Genomic DNA, 15,410 nt, shown 5'->3' with positions numbered 1-15,410 from the left:
CGGAAGCAAGCTTCCTTGTAACTCCGCTCGACTTGCATGTATTAGGCACGCCGCCAGCGTTCGTCCTGAGCCAGGATCAAACTCTCCAATAAAGAGAGCTGATAATAGCTCATCATTCAGCTTGCGCTTACTTGCTTGTTTTGGTGCACTCGTTGTTCAGTTTTCAAGGAGCAAGTTGCCTGTTGCTTGCCTTCTCGCCTTCGCTCTTGCGTGAAGGCGACTTTTATAATATATCACCCGGCCGGCAAAGAATCAAGCGTTATTTTCTTCCAGATTCGATTTTTTGTCGAAACGCTCAAGCCTTTTGCCTACGCCGTTTTGCCGCAATTTTCGGCGGCGAGTAATAAGATACCACAAGTCAAGCCGGCCAGTCAACAACAATTAGTGGAAAAACCGAAATTTTTGTCGAAACTTTTACCATATTGCCAAAGGCATTTCCATGGGCTTGTTCAATGCTTGACCAGTTCCTGAATATACAAGTTTCGCTCCAACGATAAATTAATAATGTTGCCGTTCACATTAACCCAGGGCCGTGTCGGGTTCATGCGGTCGGTAAAAATAATTTCGCCGACAGAATTGTCATTTAACCTGACAGTCGCTCCGTTATGAAGCTGGGTTACACGTTCTATGAAATTCAGGACAAGCGAGGGATCCAGTTTGCCAAACGAGGAATTATAGATTTCTTCCAGAACAAGATAGGGCGAGATGCGATTTTTATAATGTCTTTTCCCGGTCATCGCATGAAACGTGTCGGCAATCGCGACTATTTTGGCGTAAATATGAATCTTTTCACTTTTCGCGCCCAGCGGGTAGCCGGAACCGTCCTCGCGTTCATGATGCTGCAGCGCCGCCAATTTTACGCCTTCATTAATCCCGGGAATACCGCGAAGCAAATGATAGCCATATACCGTGTGCCTTTTTACTTCCTCGAATTCATCCCGCGTCAGCTTCCCCGGCTTTTGCAAAATACCCGGATCAATTTTTACATTTCCGATATCGTGAAAAAGCCCGGCAAGGGCGATTTGCGTCCAATCCTTGGACGGCAAACCATGCCATTTGCCCAGCATATGCGCTGTCAAGCTTACCTGAATGCTTTTATGGTAAAAATAATCCGCAGGCGCCGATTTGGGCGGCGTAAAGGAAAGGATTTTATAATCCTGGCATTGGGCGAGCAATTTCTCCAATTGCGTGCGAATGTCCAATATCGGAAAACTTCCTGCCGCAATGGCGGGAAACGCCTTTTTTAACAATTTGACGAGTTTATCATATTCGACGTAAAAAGGAGCAATCTGGGCCGCTTCAGCAGTATTTTTCATAATATCCTGAAATCGTTCGTGATCCTGCGACGCGTCGGTGTCTATTGCCACCGACGGAATAATAAACGCCTGCAAAATTTCGATGTCCCGCGGCGTAATCGTTCTACCCTTGCTGAATAGCAGATTGCCCCTTTTTGTGAAAACGTCCTGGCAAATCACATCACCATCTCGAACGCGAGCGATCGGTAATTGAACAATTGCCATTTAACCGTCACCTTTTTAAAAATATTGATTCGGCATATTTATTCTGTAGCGCCGTCTTCGGGTTGATCTTCTTTCTCCTCTTCGTGGTTTTTTTCCACTACAGCGACTGTTGCCACGCTGTCTTCATCGCGGATATTGATCAGTTTAACCCCTTGCGTGTAGCGTCCCATAGTGGAGATGCCCTCCATGCTCGTGCGTATCAGTGTGCCCAATCCGGTTATAATCATCAAATCTTCTTCGTCGCTTACGATTTTTAATCCGACAACATGGCCGTTTTTGGGCGTCACGTTCATTGTCTTGATGCCTTTACCGCCGCGCGATTGAACGCGATATTCCGAAATCGGCGTGCGCTTGCCGTATCCGTTTGCCGTTACGATCAGCACATCCTGGCCTTCCTGAACAACGTCCATATCAATCACTTTATCGTCTTCCGTGAGGCGAATTCCCATTACTCCGGTAGAAGCCCTTCCCATTGAGCGCACATCTTGCTCGGGAAACCGAATCGACATGCCCTGGCTGGTCCCCATGATGATATCCCGCTTGCCGTCCGTCAGCTTGACGGCGATCAATTCATCGTCTTCTTTTATGTTGATCGCGATGAGCCCGCCTTTGCGAATATTGCTGTAATCGGATAGCGGAGTCTTTTTGACTACGCCCTGACGCGTTGCAAAGAAGAGATATTGGTTGTCGGCAAATTCTTTGATCGGAATCACCGCGCTGATCATTTCGCCTTGCTCGATTTGGATCAGGTTGATGATTGGCGTTCCTCTCGCCGTCCGGCTCAATTCCGGCACTTCATACGCTTTGATGCGGTACGCTTTGCCTTTGTTCGTCAAGATCAGCAAATAATGATGCGTGTTGGTGGTAAACAAATGCTCGACGAAATCGTCTTCTTTCGTATCCATGCCCATCACGCCGCGGCCGCCGCGCTTCTGGCTGCGATACGTATTGACCGGCAATCGTTTGATGTATCCGGTGTGGGAAATCGTGACGATGACTTCTTCCTGCGGAATCAAATCCTCATCGAGAATGCTTTCTTCGCTGAAGGTGATCTCCGTGCGGCGCTCATCGCCGTATTTTTCTTTAATCTCCGTCAGTTCTTCCGTGATAATATTGCGAACCAACTGTTCATCCGCCAGGATCGCCTTGTACTCGGCGATTTTGCCGAGCAATTCCTGGTACTCATGTTCGATCTTTTCCCGTTCCAAGCCCGTTAAACGCTGCAGCCGCATGTCCAGAATGGCTTGCGATTGCTCTTCGCTCAAATGGAAACGGGCCATGAGGCCGGCTTTCGCTTCTTCGGCCGTTTGCGAAGAACGGATCAGGTTGATGATTTCATCGAGATGATCAAGCGCAATGCGCAACCCTTCAAGGATATGGGCCCGCGCTTCCGCTTTTTTCAACTCAAATTCAGTGCGGCGACGTATAACAACGATTTGATGCTGCAAATAATAATGCAGTACTTCCTTCAGATTCAAAATGCGCGGCTCATTGTCGACCAAGGCCAGCATGTTGACGCCGAAATTCGTTTGCATCGGCGTATGTTTAAATAAATTGTTCAACACAACATTGGGATTTACATCCCTACGCAATTCGATTACGATGCGCATGCCGGTCCGATCCGACTCGTCGCGCAAATCGGTGATGCCGTCAATCGTTTTATCATGAACAAGCTCGGCGATTTTCTCGACCAGCTTGGCTTTGTTCACCTGGTACGGAATTTCATTGACGACGATTCTCGCTTTGTTGTTGTGTTCTTCGATTGTCGTTTTCGCGCGCATGGTGATGGAACCGCGACCCGTCGCATACGCCTGCCTGATGCCTTGGGTGCCAAGCACGTAAGCGCCTGTCGGAAAATCGGGGCCTTTCACATATTGCATGAGTTCTAGCGGCGTAATGTCCGGGTTTTTGATCAAAGCGAGCGTACCGTCAATCACTTCACCAAGATTATGCGGCGGGATATTGGTCGCCATCCCGACGGCAATCCCGGAAACGCCGTTAACCAGCAGATTGGGAAAACGCGACGGCAATACTTGCGGTTCCTGTTCTTCCCCATCGTAATTCGGCACAAAATCTACGGTATCTTTGTTGATTTCCCGCAGAAGTTCCATCGCCATTTTGGACAAACGGGCTTCCGTATAACGCATCGCCGCCGCGGCGTCGCCGTCGATCGAGCCAAAATTTCCGTGCCCTTCAACCAGCATGTAGCGCATGTTGAAATCCTGAGCCATGCGGACCATCGTTTCATAAACGGCGGCGTCCCCATGCGGGTGATATTTTCCGATTACTTCGCCGACGATTCTGGCAGACTTTTTAAACGGCTTGTCCGGCGACATGCCGAGTTCGGACATCGCGTACAAAATGCGGCGGTGAACCGGCTTCAAACCGTCGCGCACATCCGGAAGCGCGCGGCTGACAATGACGCTCATCGCATAGTCCATAAAGGAACTGCGCATTTCCGCGCCAATGTCTCTATCCTTCAATGAAGATCGCATTTCCTCTGCCATACTTTACCTCCTGCTCCATATATCTGCCGGGACTTCCGCCAAAAATGCCTATTTTACACATAATTCAATTATAATGTTTTAACCATATGAGCACAAATCAGCCAATCATGAACGCCACTTTTTCCCGCCATTCGCCGATGCCATTTCAGCATGCGCATCATACACTATACAAGCAGTTTTGCCTTAGGTTTTGCTGACTATTCCGCAAGGAGAGAGGCAAGAGTGAAGCAGCCTTATATCTCAAGCAAATGGAAGAAAACCGCCATTCTGCTGAAGAATCCCGAACTGGCTTCTTATATTCCCGAGAGCAGAAAATTCGGGCGGCGCAATCTGCACGCCATGCTCCTGAAACACGGCATGGTGTATATCAAACCGGTGCACGGCATGTTTGGCAGGGGTGTGATGAAAGCGGAAGTGCGGACCGGAGAAAATCGCATTTTCCGGCTGTACACGAGCCGCGGAAGCCGGAAGTATATTTCCTACCACACTTTTTACAATGCGGTCAAACGCAAGGCAAAAGCAAAGCCGTATATGATTCAGAAAGGCATTCATCTGCTGAAATATCGTAACCGTCCATTCGATATCCGCTTGATGGTGCAAAAAAACCCGCAGAAGGTTTGGGAAGCGACCGGGATTATCGGGCGGCTGGCCCGGCCGGGGCGCATTGTTACCAACTATCATAGCGGGGGAACGCCGAAAGACGTCTATGTTTTGCTGTCGCCTTATTTGCCAAAGGAAAAAATAAAATTATATATCGGCAAACTGACAAACATCGGGCTGCAATGCGCTGCGCAATATGAACGAAAATCCAGGCGGTTCAATGAAATCGGGCTCGATTTTGCCACCGACGAATCGTTCAACCCGTGGATTTTGGAAGTCAATACGCGGCCCGATCCCTATATATTCCGCAAACTTCGCGACAAATCGGTTTTTCGGAAAGTGTATCGATACGCGAAAGCTTATGGCCGGGTGTAGTTAAATATCCAGATTCTTTACAAACTTCGCATGCTGCTGGATAAAATCGCGCCGCGGCTCGACATTGTCGCCCATCAGCGTATCAAAGATCAGATCCGCCTCGATCGCATCATCGATATTGACTTTAAGCAGCGTGCGGCTTTCCGGGTCCATGGTCGTTTCCCACAACTGCTCCGGATTCATTTCGCCCAACCCTTTATACCGCTGTATATTCGGTTTGGCGCCTTCGCCGAACTCCTGCAAAATTGCGTCTCTTTCCTTTTCGCTGTACGCATAGCGCACGACCTTGTTTCGTTCAATTTTAAACAGCGGAGGCTGCGCGATATAAACAAACCCTGATTCAATGATTTGCCGCATATAGCGGTAAAAGAACGTCAGCAGCAAAGTGCGGATATGCGCGCCGTCAACGTCGGCATCGGTCATGATGATGACTTTGTGATAGCGCGCTTTGCTGATGTCAAAATCGTCGCTGATGCCCGTGCCAAGCGCGGTTATGATGGCGCGGATTTCCGCATTCGATAAAATTTTGTCGAGCCGCGCTTTTTCCACATTCAGAATTTTGCCCCGCAGTGGCAAAATCGCCTGGAAGTTGCGATCCCGCCCTTGTTTTGCCGAGCCACCCGCGGAATCCCCTTCGACGATGTACAATTCGCTGATCGAAGCGTCTTTCGTCGCGCAATCCGCCAGTTTTCCCGGCAACGAGCTTACCTCAAGCGCATTTTTCCGTCTGGTCAGTTCTCTCGCTTTGCGCGCGGCTTCTCTCGCCCGGGCCGCCTGCAGGCCCTTTTCCAAAATTTTGCGGGCGACAGCCGGATTTTCGTCAAGAAATTGCGTGAATTTGTCGGAAAAAGACGACTCCACGACGCCGCGCACTTCGCTGTTGCCCAATTTCGTCTTCGTCTGGCCTTCGAATTGCGGCTCCGGTATTTTTACGGAAATAATCGCGGTCAAGCCTTCGCGCACGTCGTCGCCCGTCAGGTTGGCGTCGTTGTCTTTAATCAGGTTGTAGCGGCGGGCATAGTCGTTGATGATGCGGGTCAGCGCGCTTTTAAAGCCCGCTTCGTGCGTTCCGCCTTCATGCGTATTGATGTTGTTGGCGTATGAATAAATATTTTCGCTGTAGCCTTCGTTGTACTGCAGCGCGATTTCCGTCTGCACGTTGTCTTTTCTGGTTTCGATATAGATGGGCTCGGGATGAATCGGCTCGCGGTTGCGGTTCAAGTACTCGATGAACGAGACAATGCCGCCGTCGTATTTGTACGTATTCGTCGTATCCGACCGCTCATCGGTGAGCTTAATTTCAATGCCTCTGTTCAAAAAAGCCAATTCGCGCAAACGCGACTGCAGCACTTCGAGTTCATATTCCGTCGTTTCCGTAAAAATTTCGGGATCCGCGCGGAACGTAGTCTGTGTGCCGGTGCCGTCCGCTTCGCCGACAACCTTCACATCATATTGCGGCACGCCGCGCCTATATTCCTGCTGAAAGATTTTGCCGTCGCGCTTTACCCGAACGATCAATTGCTCCGACAAGGCGTTCACCACCGACACGCCCACCCCGTGGAGACCGCCGGATACTTTATAGCCTTCGCCGCCGAATTTTCCGCCCGCATGCAGCACCGTCATAACGATTTCCAGAGTCGGGCGTTTCAATTTCGGATGCTCGCCCACCGGAATCCCGCGGCCGTTGTCGGTTACCGTTACGCTATTGTCCTTATGCACAACCACGTCAATTTTCGTGCAGTAGCCGGCCAGCGCCTCGTCTATACTGTTATCCACGACTTCCCAAACCAGATGATGCAGCCCTCTGCTGCTCGTAGAACCGATATACATACCCGGACGTTTCCGGACCGCTTCCAATCCTTCCAGTACCTGAATCTGACTTTCGTCATAAGTGTTTTGATTGACAGACACGATTCATTCACCTGCTCCATCATTATTAGCCGTTTATAGTTCCGTTAGCTGATTGGCCCGTTTTTTCAACGTCGTCGATGAGATGGGAGAATAATAGATTTTGGATTCCGTTACAACCAGTGATTTCGCCTCTTCTTCACCGATTACCTCAATTTTGTTTTCTCCTTCGGCAATATCGAGAAACGCTTGCGAAATTTTAGCCGGTTTGTCCGGAGAAATATCAAAAATGGCGATAATTTCCGATGTGCTGATTACTTTTTCCCCGCCTAAATGAAGGTACATGGGCGAGCTCCTCCTCCAGGATTAGCTTTAAGATTCAATCCCGCCGGCCAGTTGGCCGTCGCGGATATGGACCATTCTGGCGCCCTGCAAAAGATGCCAATCGACGCTTTCAATGCCGGTGGTGGTGATAAACGTTTGCACCTTTTCCCCGAATGTGCGGATCAGCTGCGTTTGCCGCAAATTGTCCAATTCCGACAACACATCATCCAGCAAAAGAATCGGATATTCTCCGACTTCCTCATAAATCAATTCAATTTCCGCCAATTTAAGGGACAGCGCCGCTGTCCGCTGCTGTCCCTGCGAGCCGAATGGCAAGGCATCCTTATCGTTGATAAAAAATTGCAAATCGTCCCGGTGCGGGCCAAATAGCGTCATGCCGCGCCTCAATTCCTGCTCGTTTACCTGTGATAACTTTACCATAAATCGTTCAAATAAAACAGTTTCATCCGTAAAATCTTCGAGGGGCAAAGAGGGGTTGTATTCGATCCGGATTTGCTCTTGCTCGTTGGTTATGGATTGATGGATGCGCATTGCAATGGTTTGCAGTTTTTCTATAAAGTTTTTCCTTTTTCGCATGATTTTAACACCAAAGGAAGAAAGCTGTCCGTTCCATATTTCGAGCATTTCCCTGTTTGGGGTTGCGCCTGTCTTCAGCAAATGATTGCGCTGCTGCAGCACTTTCTGATATTGCAGCAAATCGTGCAAATAAGCGGGGCTCACTTGTCCGATTTCCATATCGAGAAAACGCCGCCTGACGCCGGGAGAACCTTTCACAATTTCCAAATCTTCCGGCGCAAACATGACCACATTCATCGTTCCGATGAAATCGCTCAATTTGCGCTGTTCCAGCCCGTTTATTTTCGCTTTCTTCCCTTGTTGGCCAATTTGCAAGGAAAGCGAGGCGTCTCCATATTTTTTTTGCACTTCTCCGAAAATAAACGCTTCGGGCGCTTCCCAACGAATCAATTCTTTATCTTTATGCGTGCGGTGCGACTTTGTCAACGACAAAACCAATATCGCTTCCAGAAGATTAGTTTTTCCTTGCGCATTCGGACCGACAAAGATGTTCACCTGGTGGTTTGTTTCCAGTTCGACTTGCCGATAATTGCGGTAATTGCTTAACCTGAGCTGTTTTAAACGCAATCCGTTTTCCTCCCATCAATCCTTATCGGATCGGACGATGCGGAAATCGCCAAAGCCTTCCACACGGATATGATCGCCATGGAACAACTTTCTGCCTCTTCTTTGTTCGCTTATGCCGTTTACGCTTATGTTCGTTTCCTGTAAAAAAAATTTGGCTTGCCCGCCTGTGGATATACAGTCGGCAAGCTTTAGAAATTGTCCTAACGTAATAAATTCCGTCCGAATCGCCACTTCTTTCAAATTCGCGCACCTTCCATAGCTTTTTTCAGTTAACAGTGCGATAGGGGAGAATTAAATGCAACATGTTCACATCGTCCACCGGGCGAATGATGATCGGACTCATCATTCCCGTAAAACCGATATGCACTTTTTCGCTGTCCGTAACTTTCAACGCATCCAACATGTATTTGGAGTTGAAGGAAATTTTCAACGGTTCTCCTTCCATTTTGGCCACGGAAATTTGTTCCGTCACTTTGCCAAGTTCATTGGAGCTTGAGGAAATTTCCACCGTTTGGTCTTCGTTTGTTGTCAGCCTGACGATATTCGTCTTTTCTTCCCTGGACAATAAATAGGCGCGGTCGATCGCGTCCGTCAGCGCCGCATTGTCGATAATCATTTCCGTTTTATAGTTTTGCGAAATAATTTTGGACGTATCGGGATAAGTTCCGTCGAGAATATGCGAGAAAAATAGCACATGATTCAGCTTGAACAATATTTGCGTGTCCGTGGCGACAATGGAAACCAGCGTGTCCTGATCGGGAATAATTTTGCTTAATTCATTCAATGTTTTTCCGGAAATGACGACGTTGTTCAATTCGAGCGACGCATCTGCGTTAACTTGCGCTTCCCGCGTCGCAAGGCGATGCCGGTCGGTCGCCACAAATTTTAATATGCCGTCTTTCAGCGTCCACAAAACCCCTGTCAGAATGGGCGTGGACTCGTTTAGCGAAACGGCGAACACGGTTTGGCGAATCATGGTTTTCAAAACGATGCCGCTGATGGTGAAAACTTTTTTCTCTTCCAGCTTCGGCAAAAGCGGAAATTCTTCCGGATCCATTCCGACCAGCTGGATTTCCGTTTTCCCCGAGCGGATCGTCGCCTGAAAGTGGTCGTTTACCTCAATTTCCACATCGTCGGTAGGCAGTTTCTTGATGATTTCCACAAAAAACTTTGCCGCCAAAACGACGCTCCCCGGCCGTTCCAGGCGAATGTTTGTCCGGTTTGTCTCTTCCGCGGAAATAAAGCTTTGAATCGAAATATCCGTGTCGCTGGCCGTTAGTGTAACGCCATTCGCATCCGCATCAATCTTGATTCCGCTTAAGATCGGAATCGTCGTTCTCGGCGAGATTGCTTTGGAAACTTGCTGTATCGCATCGTTTAAAGCTTCCTTCGAGATGAAAAGTTTCAAACTGGTTCACTCCCGGGCATTGTTTGGAAAACGTTTTGGTCTAATTGTGATCGCGCGCGCATATTATAAGTATTATTATAGCTTTTTTACAGAAATAGTAGTAGGCGCGAAGAACATGTGGATAAGCCGTTGCATTCGGGAAAAAACGTATGGGGAAGATGTGCATGAATTTGTGCATATGTTTTTTCGTTATCCACAATCAATCATTTTTAATTTTGTCTTTGATGGAATTGATGATTTTATAAAGTTCCTTGTCTTTTTTAATCGCTTCGGTGATTTTTTCATGCGCATGGATGACCGTCGTGTGGTCGCGGCCGCCAAACGCGTCGCCGATCTTCGGCAAGGACAAGTCCGTCAGCTCGCGCGCCAAATACATGGCCACTTGCCTGGGAAACGCGACCGCTTTGGTCCGTTTGCGGGCCTTGAATTCTTCCAGACGGATTCCGTAAAATTCGCCTACTTTTTGTTGGATATGCTCCACCGTAATGACTTTCGGGCGGTTTGCCGGAATAATATCTTTCAAGGCCTCAGCTGCCAGATGGGAACTGATATCCTCGTTTATTAGCGACGAGTAGGCAACAACGCGAATCAGCGCGCCTTCCAATTCGCGGATATTGGTGTCGATCTGGCTGGCGATATACATCAATGCCTCATTTGGAATATCCAGATTTTCCGCTTTCGCTTTCTTGCGCAAAATGGCGATTCGCGTCTCCAGATCGGGCGGTTGAATGTCCGTGATCAAACCCCACTCGAACCGTGAACGCAAACGTTCCTCCAACGTGGGAATTTCTTTCGGCGGACGGTCGCTGGAGATGATGATCTGCTTGTGCTCTTCGTGCAGCGCGTTAAATGTATGGAAAAATTCTTCCTGCGTTCCGTCCTTGCCGGCGATAAACTGAATATCGTCGATCAGAAGAATGTCGATATTCCGGTATTTGTTGCGGAAACTTTCACCGCGGTTGTCGCGGATTGCGTTGATAAACTCGTTGGTGAATTTCTCGGAAGATATGTACAACACTTTGGCATGCGGATTATGTTCCAAAATGTAGTGCCCGATCGCGTGCATCAGATGCGTTTTGCCGAGCCCCACACCGCCGTATAAAAATAGCGGATTGTACGCTTTTGCCGGCGCTTCGGCGACAGCAAGCGAGGCAGCGTGGGCAAAACGGTTGCCGGCGCCGATGACAAATGTATCAAATGTGTATTTCGGGTTAAGCATTGTCGAATATGCTTCGTCTGTTGAAATCGTTTGGCGCTTGGGCAATTGCGGCGCAAGCTTATTTTGTTCGACATTTTTTGCGTCTTTTTCCAAAACGAAGCTGATGGTGACATCTCTGCCGGTGACTTCTTGCACGTTGCTTTTGATCAATTTGGTATAACGATTTTCCAGCCATTCTCTGGCAAAATTGTTGGGCGCGCAGATTAATAGCGAATCTTCGTCGAAAACTAACGCTTTTGTTGATTTCAGCCAAGTATCGAAGCTGGGTTTGCTCAGCTTGGTCTGGATGACGGAAAGAACCTGATTCCAAAGTTCATTGGCATGGCTATCCACAGCATTTCACTCCTTAGACGAAACGAATCCCAAGATGTTCATGATACGTTATTTGCGAGAAGATCAGTTGTAAAAGCGGGGTAAAACACCAAAGTTATCCACAAAATCAAGAGGTGTGATGAATAAATAAACACAGAAAGAGGAAGTTGTTCACAAAATTATAAACAACCTGTTGATAAATCCTATGTCAATTCGATTCGTCCACAAGAAAAGTAACTTAATGATATCAAAACAACCCGGCTATTTCAATTCACTTTCGGCAATTATCCACAAATTCAATAACTTGTGCTTAACAGTTATGCACAGCACTATATATTGTGAACAAATTGTTATTATTTCGACATGGTCCGTGTCATTTCCGCAAATTTTGATCCACAGGTTCCGGTTCATCATGCGAAGGGGACTTGGCCCGTAAAACATTGAATTTTTGCTTGATTTTTTGCCGTTGAAATGATTTAATTGAAAAAGGCGTTTTTTTGCGTAAGCCACGGAAAGCGGTTTTGCAAGGAGGTGCAGCCGAATGGGACCGACATTTCAACCGAATACGAGAAAACGTAAAAAAGTACATGGATTCCGTAAGCGTATGAGCACAAAGAATGGCCGTAAAGTATTGAAGGCTCGCCGCAAGAAGGGCAGAAAAGTGATTAGCGCATAATGACGATTGTCGAGAAGCTCCTTATGGGAGCTTTTCTTTTAAGCAGGTTTGGTTTAATTTGCGGTAGAATGGTTAACGATGGGTAACGGCGGAATTTGTTCGGGAATGTGGAGTGTTTCTTACGTGGAAAAAGAGTACCGTCTCATAAAAAAAGCGGATTACAACCGCGTTTACAAGTACGGTAAATCGACCACCAATCATCAGTTTGTATTGTTTGTATTGCGGAACAACCAAATTGAAAATTTCCGCCTCGGCATTTCGGTAAGCCGCAAAGTGGGCAATGCGGTCGTGCGCAATCGCGTAAGGAGGCTGGTCAAGGAAATCGTAAGAAGCTTAAAGCCTTGTATCGCCGGCCATCTCGACATGATTTTGTTGGCAAGGAAGCCGGCCGCGCAGATGGATTTTCACCAGATGGAAAAAAGCATCGTTCATGTGCTGAAAAAAGCGTCGGTATATACGCAAGTAAAAGAGGAGCAAAAAAAGCCGTAATCGGCGCACGCGTCTTATTAGTTCCGGTTTCTTTGCAATGCAATCTGTGTTATAGTTGATGATGGATTATGACAGGGTATCTTTCGTCGGTAGAAAACTTGGGAGGAATTTAATTTTGGTTCGTCGCATCAGCAAATGGTTCATGCTTTTGGCAATTCCCGTTATGCTGGCGGGATGCACAAACGCGGCTAATTTTAAACCGATTGACCCCAACAAGGGCGGAATTTGGGACAAGTATTTTGTGTATCCGCTCTCATGGACGTTGGATTGGTTCAAAGAGATTTTATGGGGGTCATATGGCCTTTCCATTATCGTGGTCACACTGATCATCCGTTTTATCATTTTTCCGTTGACGCTGAAGCAATATCGCAGCTCCAAGCAGATGCAGGTTTTGCAGCCGGAATTGAAAAAAATCAAAGAGAAATATAAGGACGATACGAAAAAACAGCAAGAAGAAACGATGAAGCTGTTTCAAAAGCATGGCGTGAATCCGTTGGCGGGCTGTTTGCCATTATTGGTGCAAATGCCTATTTTGTACGCTTTATATTTTGCGATCATGCGCACGCCGGAAATTCGCGAAGCGTCATTTTTGGGAATCGAATTGGGGTCTACGGATCATACGTATATATTGCCCATATTGGCGGCGCTCACCACTTTCTTGCAGCAGAAAATCATGATGTCGACAACAACCGCGAACCCGCAAATGCGGGGCATTATGTATATATTTCCCGTGCTGATTTTTGTCATGGCGCAAAGTTTTCCCGCCGCGCTGCCGCTTTATTGGGTCGTAAGCAACCTGTTTACAATGGTGCAAACCTATTTCATTTACGGAGGATCTCAAAAGGGAGGCCTTTCCAATGAAAAAAGTTATAGCAACAGGAAAAACAATTGATGAGGCGGTAAAGTCCGGGCTTGAGCAACTGAAAACGACTGCCAATCGCGTCAAAATCCATATCGTCGACCAGCCTACCAAAGGCTTGTTTGGTTTGCTCGGCACAAAAGAAGCAAAGGTCGAGCTTGAGTTGATTCCCGATCCGGTCGATGAAGCGATTGCTTTTCTTGAGCAAATTTTCGATGCGATGCGGGTGCCTGTCCGGATCGAGCGCAGCATTGGCGGCGACGGGATTAAGTTGAATCTTACCGGTCCCGATTTGGGATTGTTGATTGGGCGCAGAGGGCAAACGCTCGATGCCCTGCAATTTTTAGTCAATATTATTGCCAACAAGTTTTCCGATACGCATGTGCGGATTTTGCTTGATGCGGAAAATTTCCGCGATCGTCGGCGGAAAACGCTCGAGGATTTGTCGATCCGATTGGCGGGGCGGGTTGTCAGAACGCGAAAGGAAATCGTTTTGGAGCCGATGTCGCCGCAGGAGCGCAAAGTGATTCATACCGTTTTGCAGGAACACCCGAAAGTGCGCACTTATAGCAAAGGTGAAGAGCCGAACAGACGCGTTGTCATTACATTGAAGTGACGGTTATTACGACCGGAAACAGGCAATGACTTGATATTTTCGGTCATTGCTTTTTATTTTCGGACAGAAAGGTTTTCCTGGTGATACGGATGCCTAAAAGGTCGGTGCCATACGCATGATAAACGATACAATCGGGGCGATATCCACTCCCGCCGGCGAAGGCGGGATTGCTGTTATTCGGGTTAGCGGGCCCGATTCGGTTGCCATCGTCGACCGCGTTTTTGCCACGAAAAACGGGCTTGCCAACGCTCCTACGCATACGGTGCATTATGGCTTTGTTAAAAATCCGGAAACGGGCGAAAAAATCGAAGAAGCGCTCGTCACCGTTATGCGCGCGCCGCGGTCTTTTACGAAGGAGGATGTCGTTGAGGTAAGCTGCCACGGCGGTTATATCGCGGTCAAAAAAGTATTGGAATTGTTGTTGGAAATGGGAATCCGGCTTGCCGAACCGGGCGAATTCACCAAACGCGCCTTTATCAATGGCCGGATTGATTTGTCGCAAGCGGAGGCTGTGATCGACTTGATTCGCGCCAAATCGGATCGGGCGTTTGCGTTGGCGATGAAACAGGCGCAAGGGAAATTGTCGGAACAAATTCGCGGCATTCGCCAGACGCTGCTCGAATTGATGGCGCACATCGAAGTCAACATCGACTATCCAGAACATGATGTGGCGGAAATGACCAACAATCTCGTTACGGAACGCTGTAAAGAAGCGCTTGACGCCATCGATCGTTTGCTTGCGACGGCCGGCCAGGGGAAGATTTTGCGCGAAGGCATTGTGACGGCGATTATCGGCAGGCCGAACGTGGGCAAATCTTCCCTGCTCAATTTGCTGACGCGGGAGAACAGAGCGATCGTTACGGATATCCCGGGCACGACGCGGGACGTGATTGAGGAATATGTTACGGTCGCTGGCATTCCGTTGCGTTTGCTGGATACGGCGGGCATTCGCGAAACGAATGACGTGGTGGAAAAAATCGGGGTGGAACGTTCCAAATCGGCGCTTGCGGATGCGGATCTCATTTTGTTTGTCATCAGTCAAAATGAGCCGCTGGCGCAGGATGAACGGGCGTTGCTGGATGAGGTGAAAGACCGGCAAACCATTTGTGTCGTCAACAAAACGGACTTGCCGCGCAAGCTCGATCTTGCGGAAATTTATGCGCGATTTTCCGGGGAACGCGTTGTGCCGCTGTCGGCGGTAACGCAAGAAGGCCTTGGTGATTTGGAGAACGCGATTTCGCGCCTGTTTTTCAGTGGAAAGTTGGAAGCGAATGATTTAACATATGTAAGTAACGTAAGGCACATCCAACTGTTGAAAAACGCCAAACAGGCATTGCTTGATGCGAGTTTGGCGGTTGAGCGGCTTATTCCGATCGACATGATTCAGATTGATATCCGCAAGGCATGGGAAGAACTGGGCGAGATTATCGGGGAAGAAGTTGGCGAGTCGCTGCTTGATCAGATTTTTTCGCAATTTTGTCTCGGAAAGTAGT

The 15,410-nt window shown here is 48.2% G+C and carries 14 protein-coding genes and 1 rRNA gene; 6 read left to right on the top strand and 9 right to left on the bottom strand.

What is annotated here, in order from left to right:
* From VF260_04880 to gyrA, 3 genes are all read right to left on the bottom strand, one after another.
* Nucleotides 1-92, bottom strand: a 16S ribosomal RNA gene (locus VF260_04880); the annotation flags it as partial.
* Between the two features lie 357 nt (nt 93-449).
* On the bottom strand, nt 450-1,514 hold the full coding sequence (locus VF260_04875) for an HD-GYP domain-containing protein (GenBank protein ID HEX7056516.1): 1,065 nt from the start codon (nt 1,512-1,514) through the stop codon (nt 450-452).
* Between the two features lie 44 nt (nt 1,515-1,558).
* The gene (gyrA, locus tag VF260_04870) at nt 1,559-4,027 is read right to left on the bottom strand and encodes a DNA gyrase subunit A (GenBank protein ID HEX7056515.1); all 2,469 of its coding nucleotides are present in this window, start codon (nt 4,025-4,027) and stop codon (nt 1,559-1,561) included.
* 222 nt (nt 4,028-4,249) lie between these two features.
* On the opposite strand from gyrA, the gene VF260_04865 reads away from it, so the two are divergent.
* Entirely contained in the window at nt 4,250-5,002 is a 753-nt protein-coding gene (locus VF260_04865; protein ID HEX7056514.1) for a YheC/YheD family protein, read from the top strand.
* On the opposite strand, the gene gyrB is transcribed toward VF260_04865, so the two are convergent.
* The 6 genes from gyrB to dnaA all read right to left on the bottom strand — a co-directional run bounded on the left by gyrB (nt 5,003) and on the right by dnaA (nt 11,298).
* Nucleotides 5,003-6,913, bottom strand: coding sequence for a DNA topoisomerase (ATP-hydrolyzing) subunit B (gene gyrB / locus VF260_04860; protein HEX7056513.1), 1,911 nt, complete (start codon nt 6,911-6,913; stop codon nt 5,003-5,005).
* A gap of 33 nt (nt 6,914-6,946) precedes the next feature.
* Complete coding sequence (locus VF260_04855) at nt 6,947-7,195, bottom strand: extracellular matrix/biofilm biosynthesis regulator RemA family protein (protein ID HEX7056512.1); 249 nt, start codon at nt 7,193-7,195, stop codon at nt 6,947-6,949.
* Between the two features lie 27 nt (nt 7,196-7,222).
* A complete protein-coding gene (gene recF / locus VF260_04850; protein ID HEX7056511.1) occupies nt 7,223-8,338 on the bottom strand; it encodes a DNA replication/repair protein RecF in 1,116 nt (371 codons plus the stop codon).
* A 15-nt stretch (nt 8,339-8,353) separates the two neighbouring features.
* The gene (gene yaaA, locus VF260_04845; GenBank protein ID HEX7056510.1) at nt 8,354-8,578 is read right to left on the bottom strand and encodes a S4 domain-containing protein YaaA; all 225 of its coding nucleotides are present in this window, start codon (nt 8,576-8,578) and stop codon (nt 8,354-8,356) included.
* 25 nt (nt 8,579-8,603) lie between these two features.
* Entirely contained in the window at nt 8,604-9,746 is a 1,143-nt protein-coding gene (gene dnaN, locus VF260_04840) for a DNA polymerase III subunit beta (protein ID HEX7056509.1), read from the bottom strand.
* A gap of 199 nt (nt 9,747-9,945) precedes the next feature.
* Nucleotides 9,946-11,298, bottom strand: a complete 1,353-nt coding sequence (gene dnaA / locus VF260_04835) for a chromosomal replication initiator protein DnaA (protein HEX7056508.1) — start codon at nt 11,296-11,298, stop codon at nt 9,946-9,948.
* 520 nt (nt 11,299-11,818) lie between these two features.
* Here dnaA and rpmH point away from each other — a divergent pair.
* The 5 genes from rpmH (at nt 11,819) to mnmE (ending at nt 15,409) form a co-directional block, all read left to right on the top strand.
* The gene (rpmH, locus tag VF260_04830) at nt 11,819-11,953 is read left to right on the top strand and encodes a 50S ribosomal protein L34 (GenBank protein HEX7056507.1); all 135 of its coding nucleotides are present in this window, start codon (nt 11,819-11,821) and stop codon (nt 11,951-11,953) included.
* 123 nt (nt 11,954-12,076) lie between these two features.
* Entirely contained in the window at nt 12,077-12,442 is a 366-nt protein-coding gene (gene rnpA / locus VF260_04825) for a ribonuclease P protein component (protein ID HEX7056506.1), read from the top strand.
* A 142-nt stretch (nt 12,443-12,584) separates the two neighbouring features.
* Nucleotides 12,585-13,334, top strand: coding sequence for a membrane protein insertase YidC (gene yidC / locus VF260_04820; GenBank protein HEX7056505.1), 750 nt, complete (start codon nt 12,585-12,587; stop codon nt 13,332-13,334).
* On the top strand, nt 13,300-13,917 hold the full coding sequence (jag, locus tag VF260_04815; GenBank protein HEX7056504.1) for an RNA-binding cell elongation regulator Jag/EloR: 618 nt from the start codon (nt 13,300-13,302) through the stop codon (nt 13,915-13,917). Before yidC ends, jag begins: the two co-directional genes overlap by 35 nt.
* A gap of 115 nt (nt 13,918-14,032) precedes the next feature.
* Nucleotides 14,033-15,409, top strand: coding sequence for a tRNA uridine-5-carboxymethylaminomethyl(34) synthesis GTPase MnmE (mnmE, locus tag VF260_04810; protein ID HEX7056503.1), 1,377 nt, complete (start codon nt 14,033-14,035; stop codon nt 15,407-15,409).
* The last annotated feature ends 1 nt before the right edge of the window (nt 15,410 follow it).

It is taken from the genome of Bacilli bacterium (assembly GCA_036381315.1).
Taxonomy (GTDB): Bacteria; Bacillota; Bacilli; order Paenibacillales; family KCTC-25726; genus DASVDB01.
The sequence above is the reverse complement of the archived record's forward strand: the minus strand, read 5'-3'. Positions and strand labels throughout refer to the sequence as shown.

Bases quoted from the DNA above. Each gene is read 5' to 3' on its own strand.
- jag (HEX7056504.1), top strand. From the start codon at position 13,300: ATGAAAAAAGTTATAGCAACAGGAAAAACAATTGATGAGGCGGTAAAG.
- rpmH (HEX7056507.1), top strand. From the start codon at position 11,819: ATGGGACCGACATTTCAACCGAATACGAGAAAACGTAAAAAAGTACAT.
- mnmE (HEX7056503.1), top strand. From the start codon at position 14,033: ATGATAAACGATACAATCGGGGCGATATCCACTCCCGCCGGCGAAGGC.
- yidC (HEX7056505.1), top strand. From the start codon at position 12,585: ATGCTTTTGGCAATTCCCGTTATGCTGGCGGGATGCACAAACGCGGCT.
- gyrA (HEX7056515.1), bottom strand. From the start codon at position 4,027: ATGGCAGAGGAAATGCGATCTTCATTGAAGGATAGAGACATTGGCGCG.
- VF260_04855 (HEX7056512.1), bottom strand. From the start codon at position 7,195: ATGTACCTTCATTTAGGCGGGGAAAAAGTAATCAGCACATCGGAAATT.